The sequence below is a fragment of the Roseofilum halophilum BLCC-M91 genome, from assembly GCF_030068445.1.
GTDB lineage: Bacteria > Cyanobacteriota > Cyanobacteriia > Cyanobacteriales > Desertifilaceae > Roseofilum > Roseofilum halophilum.
The window spans coordinates 1-16,232 of the sequence record NZ_JAQPOK010000022.1; the positions used below are offsets into that span (position 1 = coordinate 1).

7 protein-coding genes and 1 pseudogene are annotated in these 16,232 nt (G+C 46.9%); 3 read left to right on the forward strand and 5 right to left on the reverse strand.

Features of this window, described 5'->3' with window-relative positions:
* Nucleotides 1-321 precede the first annotated feature (321 nt).
* Together PJF56_RS03095 and acnB are read right to left on the reverse strand one after the other, a co-directional pair.
* Nucleotides 322-2,973 carry a DEAD/DEAH box helicase gene (locus PJF56_RS03095; protein WP_283761178.1) on the reverse strand — a complete coding sequence of 884 codons (2,652 nt, stop codon included), beginning with the start codon at nt 2,971-2,973 and terminating at the stop codon, nt 322-324.
* An 82-nt stretch (nt 2,974-3,055) separates the two neighbouring features.
* Nucleotides 3,056-5,647 (reverse strand): bifunctional aconitate hydratase 2/2-methylisocitrate dehydratase, encoded by a 2,592-nt coding sequence (gene acnB, locus PJF56_RS03100; protein WP_283761179.1) that lies wholly within the window; start codon nt 5,645-5,647, stop codon nt 3,056-3,058.
* Between the two features lie 224 nt (nt 5,648-5,871).
* Between acnB and PJF56_RS03105 the strand changes: the two genes are divergently transcribed.
* Entirely contained in the window at nt 5,872-7,905 is a 2,034-nt protein-coding gene (locus PJF56_RS03105) for an NAD(P)H-quinone oxidoreductase subunit 5 (RefSeq protein ID WP_283761180.1), read from the forward strand.
* A 143-nt stretch (nt 7,906-8,048) separates the two neighbouring features.
* Nucleotides 8,049-9,635, forward strand: coding sequence for an NAD(P)H-quinone oxidoreductase subunit 4 (locus tag PJF56_RS03110; RefSeq protein ID WP_283761181.1), 1,587 nt, complete (start codon nt 8,049-8,051; stop codon nt 9,633-9,635).
* A gap of 135 nt (nt 9,636-9,770) precedes the next feature.
* On the opposite strand, the pseudogene PJF56_RS22015 reads toward PJF56_RS03110, so the two are convergent.
* The 3 genes and pseudogenes from PJF56_RS22015 to malQ all read right to left on the reverse strand — a co-directional run.
* Nucleotides 9,771-10,116 (reverse strand): annotated as a pseudogene (locus tag PJF56_RS22015) (RNA-guided endonuclease InsQ/TnpB family protein); the annotation flags it as partial.
* 67 nt (nt 10,117-10,183) lie between these two features.
* A complete protein-coding gene (gene cysC, locus PJF56_RS03115; RefSeq protein WP_283761182.1) occupies nt 10,184-10,714 on the reverse strand; it encodes an adenylyl-sulfate kinase in 531 nt (176 codons plus the stop codon).
* Nucleotides 10,715-10,870: 156 nt separating this feature from the next.
* Nucleotides 10,871-12,385: a 4-alpha-glucanotransferase gene (malQ, locus tag PJF56_RS03120; RefSeq protein ID WP_283761183.1), complete on the reverse strand. Its 1,515-nt coding sequence runs from the start codon at nt 12,383-12,385 to the stop codon at nt 10,871-10,873.
* A 198-nt stretch (nt 12,386-12,583) separates the two neighbouring features.
* Here malQ and treS point away from each other — a divergent pair, with 198 nt between their 5' ends.
* Nucleotides 12,584-16,084 carry a maltose alpha-D-glucosyltransferase gene (gene treS / locus PJF56_RS03125; RefSeq protein ID WP_347179429.1) on the forward strand — a complete coding sequence of 1,167 codons (3,501 nt, stop codon included), beginning with the start codon at nt 12,584-12,586 and terminating at the stop codon, nt 16,082-16,084.
* Nucleotides 16,085-16,232 lie beyond the last annotated feature (148 nt).

The following is a 16,232-nucleotide window of genomic DNA, read 5'->3' on the forward strand; positions in this document are numbered from 1 at the left end:
GAACATTTGCATTTTTGGTGGTCTCTACCAGACCACTTTACCTCTTTTAGCGATCGCGGCCTTTCAGTTGATGTTTTCGGCAAAATACCACCGAAAAAGGTCGCTATAGCGACCTTTGAGCTGCCTTGTCACCCCTTAAGCAACTCTCCATAAACATTGAGTTTAGCCTAAATTTGACAGGCGATCGCCCCTCCAGACCCAGCGATCGCCCTCTCCCCACTCTACCCCATCAGGCGATCGCAAACTCCGTAAACTTCCGATTTTCCGGCTTGTGAAATGCTAACACCGGATCTTAATTTGAGTAACAAAATAGTCACGTTACTAATCTACTGGTAGACGACTTAAAGGATTTAACTTTAAAGAAGCTAAAAGTGATTCAGGATCAATTTTATTATCCCTATATTTTTGGATAGCTTGTTTTCGCCATTCGATATCAGCTTCTCCAGAAAAACTAGACCTCAATTCTCTAACAGCAGTAATTGCACTGAAGGTCCATTCTTGAAAGTCTTTCAAACTCCAATGAAATACCCCTTCAGCATGAGATAAAGCATTTTTATCTATTTTTGAACAGGGAGAAATAATAACTGGAGTGATTTGTGCTGATATCGATAGCTCAATCTTTTCGTTGTCTTTAATCCAATTGGGATGTAAGACAGCTTGTCTAACTTTATCTACTGGCAATACTTTTTCTGGAGTAGCACTTGAAAAATCTTCAAATACTATACACAGAAAATCACCAACTATCCACCAAGGATCGGGAGTTGCAGTAGAATTCACATTACCTGCTTTATATCCTAATAATGTCCCTAGTCTCTTATGAGCTTCTTCAAAGTTACTAGATAATTTATTTTTTTCTTTGGAACTTGTTTCAGGGGTGATTTCTTGGTTTATAATACCACTCGTTATAAATTTTAGTTCTCGGTCGAATTTATTATTATTACGAGTCCCCAGTTTGGTTAATTGAGTTTCTAAATTTTCAATTACAACTATCCAGCTTGGATCTTCTCCTGATGGATTTTGACCGTCAGTCTGTAATCTCGATAGCTTAATAAACCAATTAACTTCTGGAGCAATTTCAGAGGCTTTTTTGAAAAAAGTTCTTGCTTTACTTTCTATAGAAGTTGAATTATATTCCTTCGCTCCAAGCCATGCTGCACTACCTGCCAGATAATTCCAAAAAGCTCTGTATCCCTTAACGTTATCTGTATCATCATCAAGAGATGTTAATACAGATTCGCATTCGGCAATCGCTTTCTCATAATCTTTATGCCAGAGAGCATATTGATATCTTATTTCATGAGTCACTGCTGATTCTAACGTTTCAATACCAGGAAGATTTTCTTGATGGCAAGAATTTCTTAACGTTATAATTTCTTCATCTGCACTATTCCACTCTTCTCCATGTTTGAAAAAAATATCTAGATTATCGATAAAATCTTCTTTTTCAACTTCTTTAGATTGTTGATATCCAAAATTAATCTCAGCTTGTAACTCAGGATGTAAGAATCTCCCCTTTTCAGACAATATTTTTGATAAGTCCTCACCAAGAATAATAACTGCTGCATAGTCAGTTGCAGATCTTGTACAGCGCCCTAATGCCTGAATTATCCTAGTTAAGGTGCGCTCATTTAATAAAATACCAGCAGCTAAACGAGTAACAAGAAACTTTTCCTGAAGATTAGTTGCTCTTTGAAGATCTTTAATAATTAAAAGACGACATTCTTCAGCAATTAAATCAATCCCATCATATCTATTTGCAACAATAGCTACTGCTTTGTCAGTATTAACAAAATTTTGTTTTGATTTTTCCAGTTCTGAAACTTCAAAAACTTTGTATTCTTTTTGGATTTTTTCTTTGAAAAGACTAGCTTGATCATTGTCTGGAGTTAAAATCAAAGCTCTATGACTTTTCTTTATCATTTCAATTGTAATGTCAAAAGCTTGTGACTCATTAAACTCCATTTCAGGAAACAACAATAATCTACGACCAATACCTTGCTGATCCCAACCCTCTGGAATAGGCAAACGATATATTTTTTCAATGCCTATTAATCTTTCTAAATCTCCTCCTTTTCCCATCGTTGCAGACATATAAATACGTTGTATGGGATTAAAAAAAGGAAGGTGACTTGTTATTGGAGGTATTAAAGGTCTGATTAAAATCTGATTATAGCTAAAGTAGAAATGGCAAGCTAATAAGTGATCCCTGATCACACTCCAAGGATATTTTATGTTTGAATCAATATCACTATTCGTATCCTTAGTATATTGATCTAATAACTGAATTAAGTCTGAATGCAAATCATAGAGCCTCGGTGTTGCTAGTTTTTGAACCCATTGTAAATCTGATATATCTGGACTGTCAGATAACATTCTCGTTTTATCTTCTGTAGGGAGAACAGGTGTTAATAGAGTTAATATATTTTCAAATAAATCCTTTGATTCTTGTTTGCGACGACTAATCAATACTGACCAGTGTTTTACAATGTAATTTTCTGCTGAATGAACATCATCAAAAACTATAATGTCCGCATTATCAAAAAAACTATTAGTATTAAACAATGCGCTATAAGTAGTAACAGCTAATGTTTCAGCATTATTGTATGCAGATTTTATTTTAGCCGAGTAATTTCTTTGACTTCCAATGAATGCATCACATTTTATGCCATATTTATCAAGAGATTGTTCAACAACTTGGTTGGCTAACTGTTTTGTTGGACAAACATAAACTACTTTTTCTTTGTTTTTACGTCGTCTCCATTCAGCGATTAATAAACCAACTAAAGTTTTTCCACTCCCGGTTGGCAATTGAATTGCTAAATCTTTTTCATTTAGTCCTTTTTCAGTATATGCTCTTAAAACATCTGCTTGATGAGATAATAAACCTTCGATTTTACGGTTTCTAAGATCTCTATAAAGAGCTTCTGGTGTTTCTGGACAAATGTTAGTGTATTGTATTTTTTTGAAAGCCATGAGTACAAACTCCAGATGTCTATTAAATGCTAGGAACTCTATTTCTAGGTGAGCCGTCATCCGGCTCACCCTAACGATTATACTACACCACAGCCTCCTCTAACTTGGGCATCTGCTCTACAGGAATGACGCGACCGAAATCCTCGAAACCTTCAATCTCATTGAAATTCAGGTAACGGTACAACTCAGCCTTAAACGGATCGACCTTCTTGGCAACAATATCTAAATACTCATCTACTGTGGGGATTTTACCCAGAAGAGCGCACACCGCAGCCAACTCAGCCGAGCCTAAATAGACCCTAGCACCCTTACCCATGCGGTTATTAAAATTACGGGTCGAAGTCGAGAAAACTGTGGCATTATCTTCCACGCGGGCTTGATTTCCCATGCATAAGGAACATCCTGGCATTTCTGTTCTTGCGCCAGAAGCGGCGAAAATACCGTACATTCCTTCATCCCGTAACTGTTGTTCATCCATGCGGGTTGGGGGACAGATCCACAGGCGACCTTTTACCGTTCCTGCCCCTTCCAAAATCTTGGCGGCTGCCCGATAATGGCCGATATTGGTCATACAAGAACCGATGAATACCTCATCAATGGTATCCCCGGAACACTCGCTCATTAATTTGACATTATCTGGGTCATTGGGAGCGGCAACAATGGGTTGTTTGATCTCGCTTAAATTCACCTCGATAATATCAGCGTATTCGGCATCTTCATCGGCTGACATTAACTCAGGATTTGCCAACCATTCCTCCATTTTGGCAATACGACGAGTCAAAGTCATCGCATCCTGATAGCCTCTGGCGATCATGTTTTTCATCAGCACAATATTAGAGCGCAGATATTCTGCCACAGTTTCCGTACTCAGCTTAATCGTACAACCGGCACAAGAACGCTCTGCCGTGGCATCCGTCAACTCAAAGGCTTGCTCTAACTTCAAGTCCGGTAAGCCCTCCATCTCCATCACGCGCCCATTGAACACATTTTGCTTGTTCTCGGTGGCAACGGTGAGCTTACCTTGCTGCATGGCAACCCAGGGAATGGCGTTGACGATATCGCGCAGGGTAACCCCCGGTTGCAACTCTCCGGTGAACTTAACCAAAACCGACTCTGGCATATCCAAGGGCATCACTCCCAGAGCTGCGGCAAATGCTACTAACCCGGAACCTGCGGGGAAGGAAATACCGAGGGGGAAACGGGTGTGGGAGTCGCCCCCTGTGCCTACGGTGTCGGGCAGGAGCATCCGGTTGAGCCAGGAGTGGATGATGCCGTCTCCCGGACGCAGGGCAACCCCGGCGCGGGTGGAGAAGAAGTCGGGTAAGTCCTTGTGGGTTTTGATGTCTACGGGTTTGGGATAGGCGGCGGTATGGCAGAAGGTTTGTAAGGTGAGATCGGCGTTGAAACCCAAACAGGCCAGTTCTTTCAGCTCATCCCGTGTCATGGGGCCGGTGGTATCCTGGGAGCCAACGGTGGTCATGATCGGTTCGCAGGAGGTTCCGGGACGCACGCCGGGGAGTCCGCAGGCTTTACCGACCATTTTCTGGGCTAGAGTGAAGCCTTTACCGGTATCGTTGGGCAGACTGGGACGGGTGAAGAGGGGACTGGGTTCGTACCCCAAGGCTTCACGGGTTTTATCGGTTAAGCTGCGCCCGATGAGTAGGGGGATGCGTCCACCGGCACGGACTTCATCGAGGATGGTTTCGGGTTTGAGGGTGAAGGTGGAAACAACTTCTCCGGCTTGGTTGGTAATTTCCCCTTTGTAGGGATGGATGGTGATGATATCGCCGGTGTTGAGTTTGCTGACATCGCATTCGATGGGGAGTGCCCCAGAGTCTTCGGCGGTATTGAAGAAAATGGGGGCAATTTTACCACCGAGGATGTATCCTCCTGCCCGTTTGTTGGGTACAAAGGGGATATCGTCGCCGATGTGCCAGAGGACGGAGTTAATGGCAGATTTGCGGGAGGAACCGGTGCCGACGACATCGCCGACGTAGGCGACGGGATGGCCGTTTTCTTTGAGTTTGGCAATGGTTTCCAGGCCTTCGGGCATCCGGGACTCTAGCATGGCTAGGGCGTGGAGGGGGATATCGGGGCGGGTGGTGGCGTGGGGTGCGGGGGAGAGGTCGTCGGTGTTGGTTTCTCCGGGCACTTTGAAGACGGTGACGGTGATGGCTTCGGGGAGTTTGGGACGGCGGATAAACCAGACGGCGTTTGCCCAAGCGTCGATCGCTTGTTTGGCGTAGGGGTTGACTTCCGAGAGTTCTAGAACTTGGTTAAAGGCATCGAAGACGAGGGTGGTTTTACTCAGAGCGCCAGCCGCTTCACTCGCCAGGCCATTATCATTGCTTTTGAGGATCTCAACCAGGGATTGCACATTATATCCTCCCACCATGGTTCCGAGCAGGTCGATCGCCCCCTGGTGGGAAATGAGGGGACAGTCGATCTCGCCCTTAGCTACAGCCGTGAGGAAACCGGCTTTCACATAAGCGGCTTCATCGACTCCTGGTGGAACGCGATCGCGCAAGAGCATCAGCAATTCTTCTTTGATATCCTCTGGGGGATTTTTCAGCATTTCGCACAGCTCGGAGGTTTGGGCGGCATCCAAAGGTAGGGGAGGGATACCGAGAGCAGCGCGTTCTTGAGCATGTTGACGATAGTCATCTAGAAACATAAGCGTTGCAGTTCTCCTGATTCATTTCTCTCATTATGAGGGAGTTCCCCAAATTCGTTTCTAGTCTATCGAGGAAACCCCCCGATCTGCTTTCCCTATCCTTCTCCATCATGGCTTCTCGGCAGATCTTAAAATAAACTTTAGTTCAACAGGGCAAGGGGTATGCCACAATAATGAACGGTTTTCAACCAGAAATAGGACATTTTCAGATAGGCTGATTTTCAATGGAATTACTCTATGAATATGCCTGGTTAATCCCCGTACTGCCCCTATTGGGGGCGATGCTGGTTGGCCTGGGTTTAATATCTTTCAACAAAGCAACCAATAGCTTAAGGCAAATTAACGCTGGGGTGATTGTATCCCTGTTAGGGGCTGCCATGGTGTTGTCTTTTGCCCTCTTATGGAGCCAAATTCAAGGCCATGAAGTCTATACCTACACCTTAGATTGGGCATCGGCTGGAGATTTTCATCTCACCATGGGCTATGTGATCGATCCCCTTACGTCGGTGATGTTGGCGATCGTAACCACCGTGGCTTTTTTGGTGATGATCTACACCGATGGCTACATGGCTCACGATGCTGGATATGTGCGCTTCTATTCCTATTTGAGCCTGTTTAGCTCATCGATGTTGGGGTTAGTCGTCAGTCCCAACTTGCTGCAAGTGTATGTATTTTGGGAATTGGTGGGGATGTGTTCCTACCTGCTGATCGGCTTTTGGTACGATCGCCCCGCCGCCGCCGAAGCCTGTCAAAAAGCCTTTGTCGTGAACCGCGTCGGTGACTTTGGCCTCCTCCTCGGTATCCTCGGCCTCTACTGGGCGACCGGCAGCTTTGAGTTTGAAGTCATGGGTGAAAACCTAGCCGATTTAGTCTCAGACGGCGTGATATCTAGCGCTCTGGCCGGTCTATTTGCCATTTTGGTCTTTTTAGGCCCCGTAGCCAAATCTGCCCAGTTCCCGCTCCATGTGTGGCTTCCCGACGCAATGGAAGGCCCCACCCCCATTTCTGCCCTGATCCATGCTGCCACCATGGTAGCGGCTGGCGTGTTCTTAGTTGCTCGCATGTACCCCGTCTTCGAGCATACCCCCGTCGCCATGGATACGATCGCCTGGACGGGAGCCTTTACCGCCTTCTTAGGCGCGACTATTGCCATAACCCAAAATGATATTAAGAAAGGATTAGCCTATTCTACGGTTTCCCAACTGGGCTACATGGTCATGGCCATGGGCATTGGAGCCTACAGCGCCGGTTTATTCCACCTGATGACCCATGCCTACTTTAAGGCCATGCTCTTCCTCTGCTCCGGCTCCGTGATTCACGGCATGGAGGGAGTCGTCGGCCATGACCCCGTTTTAGCCCAAGATATGCGGCTGATGGGCGGCCTGCGGAAATATATGCCCATTACCTCAACCACCTTTTTAATCGGAACTCTGGCCATTTGTGGGATTCCTCCCTTTGCTGGATTCTGGTCAAAAGACGAAATCCTCGGCAATGCGTTTGCTGCAAATCCCCTGTTATGGGCGATCGGTTGGGGAACGGCTGGAATTACTGCCTTCTATATGTTCCGCATGTATTTCTCCACCTTTGAAGGCAAATTTAAGGGCAATGATGAAGCCATCCGTCAAGTCGTCCGCGAGGAAGCAGGTGTAGCGGCTGATGCCGGTCACGATCATCATGACGACCATGGCCACGATCATCATCATGCAAGTAGTCCCCATGAATCTCCCCTCTCCATGACCTTTGCCCTGATGACCCTGGCCGTTCCTAGCGTGCTAGTGGGTTTGGTGGGCACTCCCTTTGCCAACTACTTTGAAGCCTTTATCCATGCTCCCGGCGAAACCTTCGACATGGCCGAAGCCGCAGCCGAGTTTGAATGGTCAGAATTTTTGCCCATGGCAGGAAGTTCGGTTGGGATTGGTTTAATCGGCATTACCCTGGCCTCGCTCATGTATCTGAGTCGTCAAATCGATCCAGGGGCGATCGCCAAATCCATTCAACCCTTGTATCAGTTGTCTCTCAACAAATGGTACTTTGACGAAATCTACGATTCCGTCTTCGTCATGGGAATGCGCCGGGTTGCCAGACAGGTAATGGAAGTCGATTTCCGAGTCGTCGATGGTGCGGTCAACTTAACCGGATTTGTCACCTTGATCACCGGTGAAGGTCTCAAATATTTTGAAAATGGTCGCGCCCAATTCTATGCCCTCATCGTCTTTGGCGCAGTTTTGGGATTAGTGATCTTCTCTGGCATTAGCTAATTGGGTAATGGGTAATGGGTGATTGGTAATGGGTAATAGGTTAAGACTCAAAGTTCTCGCCCATCCTCCCATTCCCCCACTCCCCCACTCCCCCACTCCCCCACTCCCCCATCCCACCATGCCCCTATCTAACGCAAGCAATTATGACTGATCTACCTTGGTTAACAATCATTATTTTGTTTCCCATCCTTGCCTCTCTGCTTCTACCGATTATTCCAGACGAGGACGGGAAAACAGTACGCTGGTACTCTCTCATTGTCGGACTGATTGACTTTGCCTTTATTGTCTATGCCTTCTGCACTGGCTATGACTTAAATGAACCAGGGTTGCAATTAGTAGAAAAATATGCCTGGGTTCCCCAAATTGACCTCAATTGGTCAGTGGGTGCAGATGGCCTATCCATGCCTCTGATTATCCTCACGGGCTTTATCACCACCTTGGCCATGTTAGCCGCTTGGCCCGTGTCCATGAAGCCCAAGCTCTTCTACTTCCTGATGTTGGCCATGTATGGCGGACAAATTGCCGTCTTTGCGGTTCAGGATATGTTGCTCTTTTTCCTGGTTTGGGAATTGGAGTTAATTCCCGTTTATCTTCTGCTCTCCATTTGGGGCGGTAAAAAACGGCTGTATGCAGCCACCAAGTTTATCCTCTATACGGCAGGGGGTTCCCTGTTTATCCTGCTGGTGGCCTTGGCAATGGCGTTTTATGGGGATACTGTTACGTTTGATATGCAGGCGATCGCCGCTAAGGACTATAACCTAAACCTAGAACTCTTCCTCTATGCTGGCCTCTTCATTGCCTACGCCGTCAAACTCCCCGTTTTTCCCCTCCATACCTGGCTCCCCGATGCCCATGGTGAAGCCACAGCCCCCGTACACATGCTACTAGCCGGTATCCTCCTCAAAATGGGAGGCTATGCCCTCATCCGCATGAATGCAGGCATGTTACCCGATGCTCACGCCGTCTTTGCTCCCGTTTTGGTCATCCTAGGGGTAGTCAATATCGTCTACGCTGCTCTCACCTCTTTTGCCCAACGGAACCTGAAGCGCAAAATTGCCTACTCTTCCATCTCCCACATGGGCTTTGTTCTCATTGGCTTAGGCTCCTTTACCAACTTGGGACTCAGTGGGGCAATGCTACAAATGATCTCCCACGGCTTAATCGGAGCCAGTCTCTTCTTCCTCGTCGGAGCCACCTACGATCGCACCCATACCCTAATGTTGGATGAAATGGGCGGAGTCGGTCTGAAGATGCGGAAGATGTTCGCCATGTGGACAGCTTGCTCCATGGCTTCCTTAGCCCTTCCCGGTATGAGTGGCTTTGTGGCTGAGTTAACCGTATTTATCGGCTTTACCACCAGTGATGCCTACAGTTCCACGTTTAAGGTTCTGGTCGTCTTCCTGGCGGCGATCGGTGTAATTTTAACTCCGATTTATCTCCTATCCATGTTGCGAGAAATCTGCTATGGCCCCGAAAACAAGGAATTAGTCGAGCATGAAGTCTTAGTAGACTCGGAACCCCGCGAGGTCTTTATTATTGCCTGCTTGCTCGTTCCCATTATCGGCATCGGACTCTATCCGAAAATTATCACTCAGGTCTACGATCCCACCACAGTGGAATATACGGCCAGATTACGCAATGCTGTCCCCACCTTAGTTGAACCCTCATCAGTAGCGATCGAAGAGGTTCCCGGTCAACTCGCTCAAGGGATGAGCGCACCTCAGATTTGACATCCACCCCTGCCTAAAGGCGAGGGGATTCCTAAACCTCACGTTAGCGAGAGCTACCTCCGCAGGAGGCTTTAGGTTTCTGCTTCATAGCAGTTGCCGGAACAGATTTACTCTGTTCCGGTCTTACACTTGCTCCACAGACTGACACGGCAAGCCCTCAACTACGATAGTTTGGTTTTTCCGCAAAGCGGACATGAACACGAATTAGTTGAGTAGTTATCTTGTGTAAATGGTCTTTTCGTGTATCAGTAATTTTTAGGTGAGCTTTAGCCAACTTGACCCTAGCTTTATACCGATTATTAGAACCTTTTTGTTTGCGAGATAGACTTTTTTGAAGTCTCCTGAGTTTGCGGTAGTGTTTCTTCAGGTGTTTAGGGTTAGGAATTTTTTCTCCATCACTGGTAATCACCAAGCTACTCAGACCTAAGTCAATCCCTACTGCTTTATTATTAGCAGGTAAAGGTTTGATAGTGGGAGCGTCTGAGTCGTAGGGGAGAACAGCCGTTCCCCCCTACACCATAAACCGGCACATAACCGGCATCACCTGCCTATTGCAAATAACCCATTTCTACCAATTTATTCCAAACCTTATCCACACTTTCAGATAACTCTTCGAGATCCGTGCGGCATTCAATTTCGGGTTTGGTTGGAGGTTCATAGGGATCGGAAATACCGGTGAATTGCTTAATTTCTCCAGATCTAGCCCGTTTGTACAATCCTTTGACATCCCGTTCTTCACAAACGGCTAGGGGAGCATTGACAAACACTTCCACAAAGTCGCCAATCCTCTGGCGTACTTCTTCCCGAATGGCTCGATAGGGAGAGATGGCAGAGACTAGAACAATCACTCCATTGCGGGTTAATAAATGGGAAACAAACCCAATGCGGCGGATATTTTCGTCTCGGTCTTCTTTGCTAAAGCCTAAGCCTTTGGTCAGGTTGGTGCGGACAATATCGCCATCTAGGACTTCTAATTTAACATCAGCAGCGCGTAATTTTTTTTCCAAGGCTTGGGTAATGGTCGTTTTACCAGCGCCACTGAGACCGGTAAACCAGATTGTAACACCACGGTGATTCATACGAACAACAAGTTTGAGAATTTGGATCTACTGTACTATTTTCCGGTCAAGTTGCGAAAGTCAGGAGCGCTACGCGCTGGTAATCGGTAATCGGTAAAAGCCCCCTTTTTAAGAAGGGGGGATCTGTAATCGGCTATTCTCTATAGAGCAAGGGTATTAGCGACCGTAGGATTGGGTTAAGTGCCGCAGGCGATCGCCTAATTCATCGCTCAACATCCCCGGATTATCATAGCGCCAACGCCAGTTTCCAGCGCTAACACTGGGATCGTTCATCCGTCCTTGGTTATCTAAACTGAATAAATCTTGTAAGGGAAGAATTGCCCAAACTGCCACAGAAGCTAAGGCTGTGCGAATCAACAGCCAAGAAATCTCGGTAATTTCTTCCGGGGAAGCATAACCCAGATATTGGGCTAAATGCTGTTTTTCTTTTTCACTCGCATTTTGCCACCAGCCCACTGACGTATCATTATCATGGGTTCCCGTGTAGACGATCGCATTTTGGGGATAATTATGGGGCAAATAAGCATTATCAGCTCCACCGCCAAAAGCAAAGAGGAGAATTTTCATTCCCGGAAAGTTAAAATGATCCCGCAACTCTTCCACTTCCGGCGTAATAATCCCCAAATCTTCCGCCAACACCGGCAAACTGCCCAATGCTTCCCCCAAGGTTTGGAAAAACTCAAATCCCGGAGCCTTCACCCATTCCCCATTCATAGCCGTTTCTTCTCCGGCTGGCACTTGCCAATAGGCTTCAAAGCCCCGGAAATGGTCAATTCTCACCACATCTACATATTGCAGCGTCGCTCGGAACCGTTCAATCCACCAAGCATAATTGGTTTCTTGTAATTTATCCCAATCGTAAACCGGATTGCCCCACAATTGCCCCGTCGCACTAAAATAATCCGGAGGAACGCCCGCCATCCAAGCGGGTTCTAAGGTTTGGGGATCTAACTTGAAAATTCCGGGATTTGCCCAGACATCCGAGCTATTGTGGCAGACATAAATTGACACATCGCCGATAATTTGAATGCCCTTTTCGTTGGTGTACTGGCGCAGGTTTCGCCACTGTTCAAAAAACTTGAATTGCAGAAATTGATGGTATAGGATGGAATCAGCAAGGGCTTCTTTTTTACGGGCTAGGCTCTGGGGTTCGCGACGAGCGATCGCCGGTTCCCAATGATTCCAAGCTTGTCCCCCATTTTCCTCCATCAGGGACATAAACAACACATAATCATCCAACCAACTGGCCTGTTGCTGACAAAATTCAGTAAAGGCAGAATTTTCCTCTTCTGTCAACTGTTCCTTAAAGGTGGCATAGGCTTGTTTGAGGAACCCATACTTATGGGGAATCACTCGATCGAAATTAACCCGGTTGCCGGAAACATCCTCTCCAGTGAGAGGGGTTAATTCCTCAGAATTTAATAATCCCTCTGCGGCTAATTGCTCTAAGCTAATCATCAAGGGATTACCGGCAAAAGCGCTGTAATTCATAGTGTAGGGAGAATGTTCATAACCGGTTGGCCCTAGGGGTAAAATTTGCCATATTTTTTGCCCGCTCCGAGCGAGGAAATCTACAAATCGATAAGCATTCTCTCCTAAATCCCCAATTCCGAAGGAACTGGGCAAGGAGGTCGGGTGTAATAAGATGCCACTTGCGCGTTCAAAAGCCATAGGAATTACAAACTCTACAAGAGATACGGATGATCGTACCTCTCCATAGAATAAGGCAAAAAGTCCCCGGCGATCGCTCTGGCGACCTTTGGGAGCCATAGGTTGCCTTTTTATTCATCTGCTCATTTTCCTGGGCTACCCCGATTTTTTCCTTCAGGTATTAAAATGAAAAGTCAAGAACATTGGACAATAGAAGAAATGCGCCACTCCATCCTCAAAGACGATCCCCTTTGGTTTAAAGATGCCATTATTTATGAAGTTCCAGTCCGAGCCTTTGCCGATAGCAACGGAGACGGCATCGGTGATTTTGGTGGACTCAAGGACAAACTCGACTATATTCAAGAATTAGGGGTCACTGCCCTGTGGATACTGCCCTTTTTCCCCTCTCCTCTCAAAGATGACGGTTATGATATTGCCGATTACAATAGCGTCAATCCCATTTATGGAAACCTAGACGATTTTAAGGAATTCTTGCGCGAGAGCCATAAACGGGGCATTCGGGTGATCATCGAATTGATCGTTAACCATACCTCTGACCAGCATCCCTGGTTTCAGCGAGCCAGAAAAGCGCCTCCAGGGTCACCAGAGCGAGATTTTTATGTATGGAACGATCACCCTAGAAAATACCAAGGCGCTCGGATTATTTTCCAGGATTTTGAACATTCTAATTGGACTTGGGATTCTGTGGCGAATGCCTATTATTGGCATCGATTTTATTCTCACCAACCGGATTTAAATTATGACAATCCGGCGGTGCAAAAAGCGGTTTTAGAAGTCGTGGATTTCTGGTTGGAGATGGGAGTCGATGGTCTGCGCTTAGATGCGGTTCCCTATCTATACGAGGAGGAAGGAACCAATTGTGAAAATTTACCCCAAACCCATGAATTTTTGCAATCTCTTCGCAGCCATATGGATTCTAAATTCCCCAACCGCATGTTGCTGGCGGAAGCCAACCAATGGCCTGAAGATGCGGCGGCCTATTTTGGCCATGGCAATGAATGCCATATGAATTTCCATTTCCCCCTGATGCCCCGTCTGTTCATGGCGCTGAAGATGGAAGATAGTTTTCCGATTATCGATATCTTACAACAAACGCCCCAAATCCCGAATAATTGTCAATGGGCCCTGTTTTTGCGCAATCATGATGAGTTGACTCTAGAAATGGTTTCCGATGAAGACCGGGATTATATGTATCGGGTTTATGCCCAAGATCCACAAGCGAGAATTAATTTGGGGATTCGTCGCCGCTTGAGTCCGTTGATGGATAACGATCGCCGCCGGATAGAATTGCTCAATAGTCTGCTCTTCTCCTTACCGGGAACTCCCGTCCTCTATTATGGGGATGAAATCGGCATGGGAGATAATATCTATTTGGGCGATCGCAACGGAGTCCGTACCCCCATGCAATGGAGCGCCGATCGCAATGCCGGATTTAGCCGCACCAACCCCCAACGGCTCTATGCTCCCCCTATTCTCGACCCCGAATACCACTACGAAGCGATCAACGTGGAAGCCCAACGGAGCAATACCAATGCCCTCTGGTGGTCAATGAAACGGCTGATCGCCACCCGCAAACGCTTCCAAGCCTTCGGCCGCGGCAGCTTTGAATTCCTTTATCCCGATAACCGCAAAGTGCTGGCCTTTACCCGCACCTATGCCGGAGAACATATCCTGATTGTCTCTAACCTCTCCCGGTTTGTACAAACCGTAGAGCTAGATCTGTCTCCCTTCCAAGGGATGACCCCTATAGAAATCTTTGGGCGGACGGAATTTCCCACTATTGAAGATGGGCCCTATTTTCTCAGCCTCAGTCCCTATACCTTCTACTGGTTCACCCTACAAGTCGAAGAGAGCATCACCCCCAGTCCCGTCCCCGTTACCCAACTGCCCACCTTAGATGTGCCCACCGGCCCCTGGCCGAGCGCGTTCTATCAAAATGAACCCAAAACCCGATTTGAACTGCATCTGCCTAACTATCTGATTACCCGCTCCTGGTTTACCGGTAAATCCCGTACCATTCAATCCACACAAATTATTGATGTGATTCCCATTCCTTACCAAAACCGGGAAGCTCAGATCCTGTTTATTCAGATCAACTATACCGAAGGTGCAGCCGAAATCTATGCCTTTTCTGTGGCTTACGAAGCCATCAGCGCCGATGAACTTCCCCTCCATGGGGAGTCTATGATTGCCAAAATCAACGTGCAAGAAGCGGGTGAAACGGGTATTTTACATGAAGCCAGTGCCGATCCAGACTTCCTCAACTTCATGTTAGAGGCGATCGCCAACGGTTGGGAATATCAAGGCATCGCGGGTAAAATTGTCCCCTATCTGTTCAACAGTCCCCCACAACTTGACCAAGGAACTCAATCTATAGACCCCCACCTCCTGCGAGGCGAACATAAACATACCTCAATTATCTACAGCGATCCCCATAGTGGCGAAAGCGATGACCATCACCTGGTTCTCAAACTCTTCCGCCAAATCGAAGAAGGAATCAACGCCGATCTAGAAATAGGGGAATTTCTCACCCGTAGACTCAGCTCAGAGATTGAACTGGGCCCCAAAACTTTCTCCCTGCGATCGGGCCAAATCACTCCCTTTTATGGTTCCCTAGAATATCGTCGCCCCGGTAAACCCTCCATGACCATTGGCGTGTTGCGCGACTTTATTCCCGATATCCGCGATGGTTGGTCATACACCCTCGATAATTTGCGCGGTTATTTCGAGCAAGTGATGGCCACGCCCACCGAAATTGCCGATCTTCCCTTGCCCACCCTCAAGGATTTCACCCTGGATGTGACCTCCAAACCCAGTGACCTCGACCCAGAGGGCGACGATCCCATTGCTGAGATTCCCGAAATCGTTTACTCCCTCATTGGGTCTTACTTGGGTTCGGCTGAAAGTCTGGGCCAATATATGGCTGAATTCCATTTAGCCCTAGCCTCCGATAGCGAAAATCGCCACTTTGCCCCAGAACCGTTTTCATCTTTTTACCAACGGTCGATTTACCAATATATGCGGAATCTGAGCGGTAAAACCCTCCTGTTTTTGCAAAAGCGTCTCAACCGACTACCGGAAGACTGGCAACCGATCGCCATGGACTTAATGAATCGCAAAGACCAATTGTTAGAGCGCTTTAGCTCTGTCATCAACTTGAAAATCACTGCCCTGAGAACCCGTTGTCATGGAGATTATCACTTAGAACAAGTCCTCTATACCGGCAAAGAATTTGTGATTACCAACTTTGAAGGGGAAACTAACCGCCCCTTAAGCGAACGACGGATGAAGCGATCGCCCCTGCGGGATGTGGCCGGAATGATACAATCCTTCCATTATGCCGCCAGCGTCGCCCTGCAACAAGAAGTCGATAATGGCATGATTGACCCAGAAAACTTGTCCGAAATGGAGCAATGGTCAGACTTTTGGTGCAGTTGGGTGAACCTGGTATTTGTGAAAGCCTATCTGCAAACCGCCAGTCAAGGTAACTTCCTCCCCGATACTCCTAGGGAAACTCAAGTGCTACTCGACGCTTACATCCTGGAAAAATCAGTCTACGCCATTTCCTACGAACTCACCCGTCGTCCCACTTGGGTGAAAATCCCCCTATCGCGTACCTTAAAACTCTTGCAAGTTTCTGATATGTCCTATCTGATTCCTCTCTTACACTCCCGTAGCGCTTCGCGCGGCAATGGGTAATGGGAATAATACAGCGCTTCGCGCGGCAGAAGGGTAATGGGTAATTGGTAATGGGAAAACCATTTTTCACGCTATAATCCCCATTTTTCAGGCTTTTCATGGGAAGGCACTCAACCCTTAAAATTTCGATAACTGTACCTCATAACAT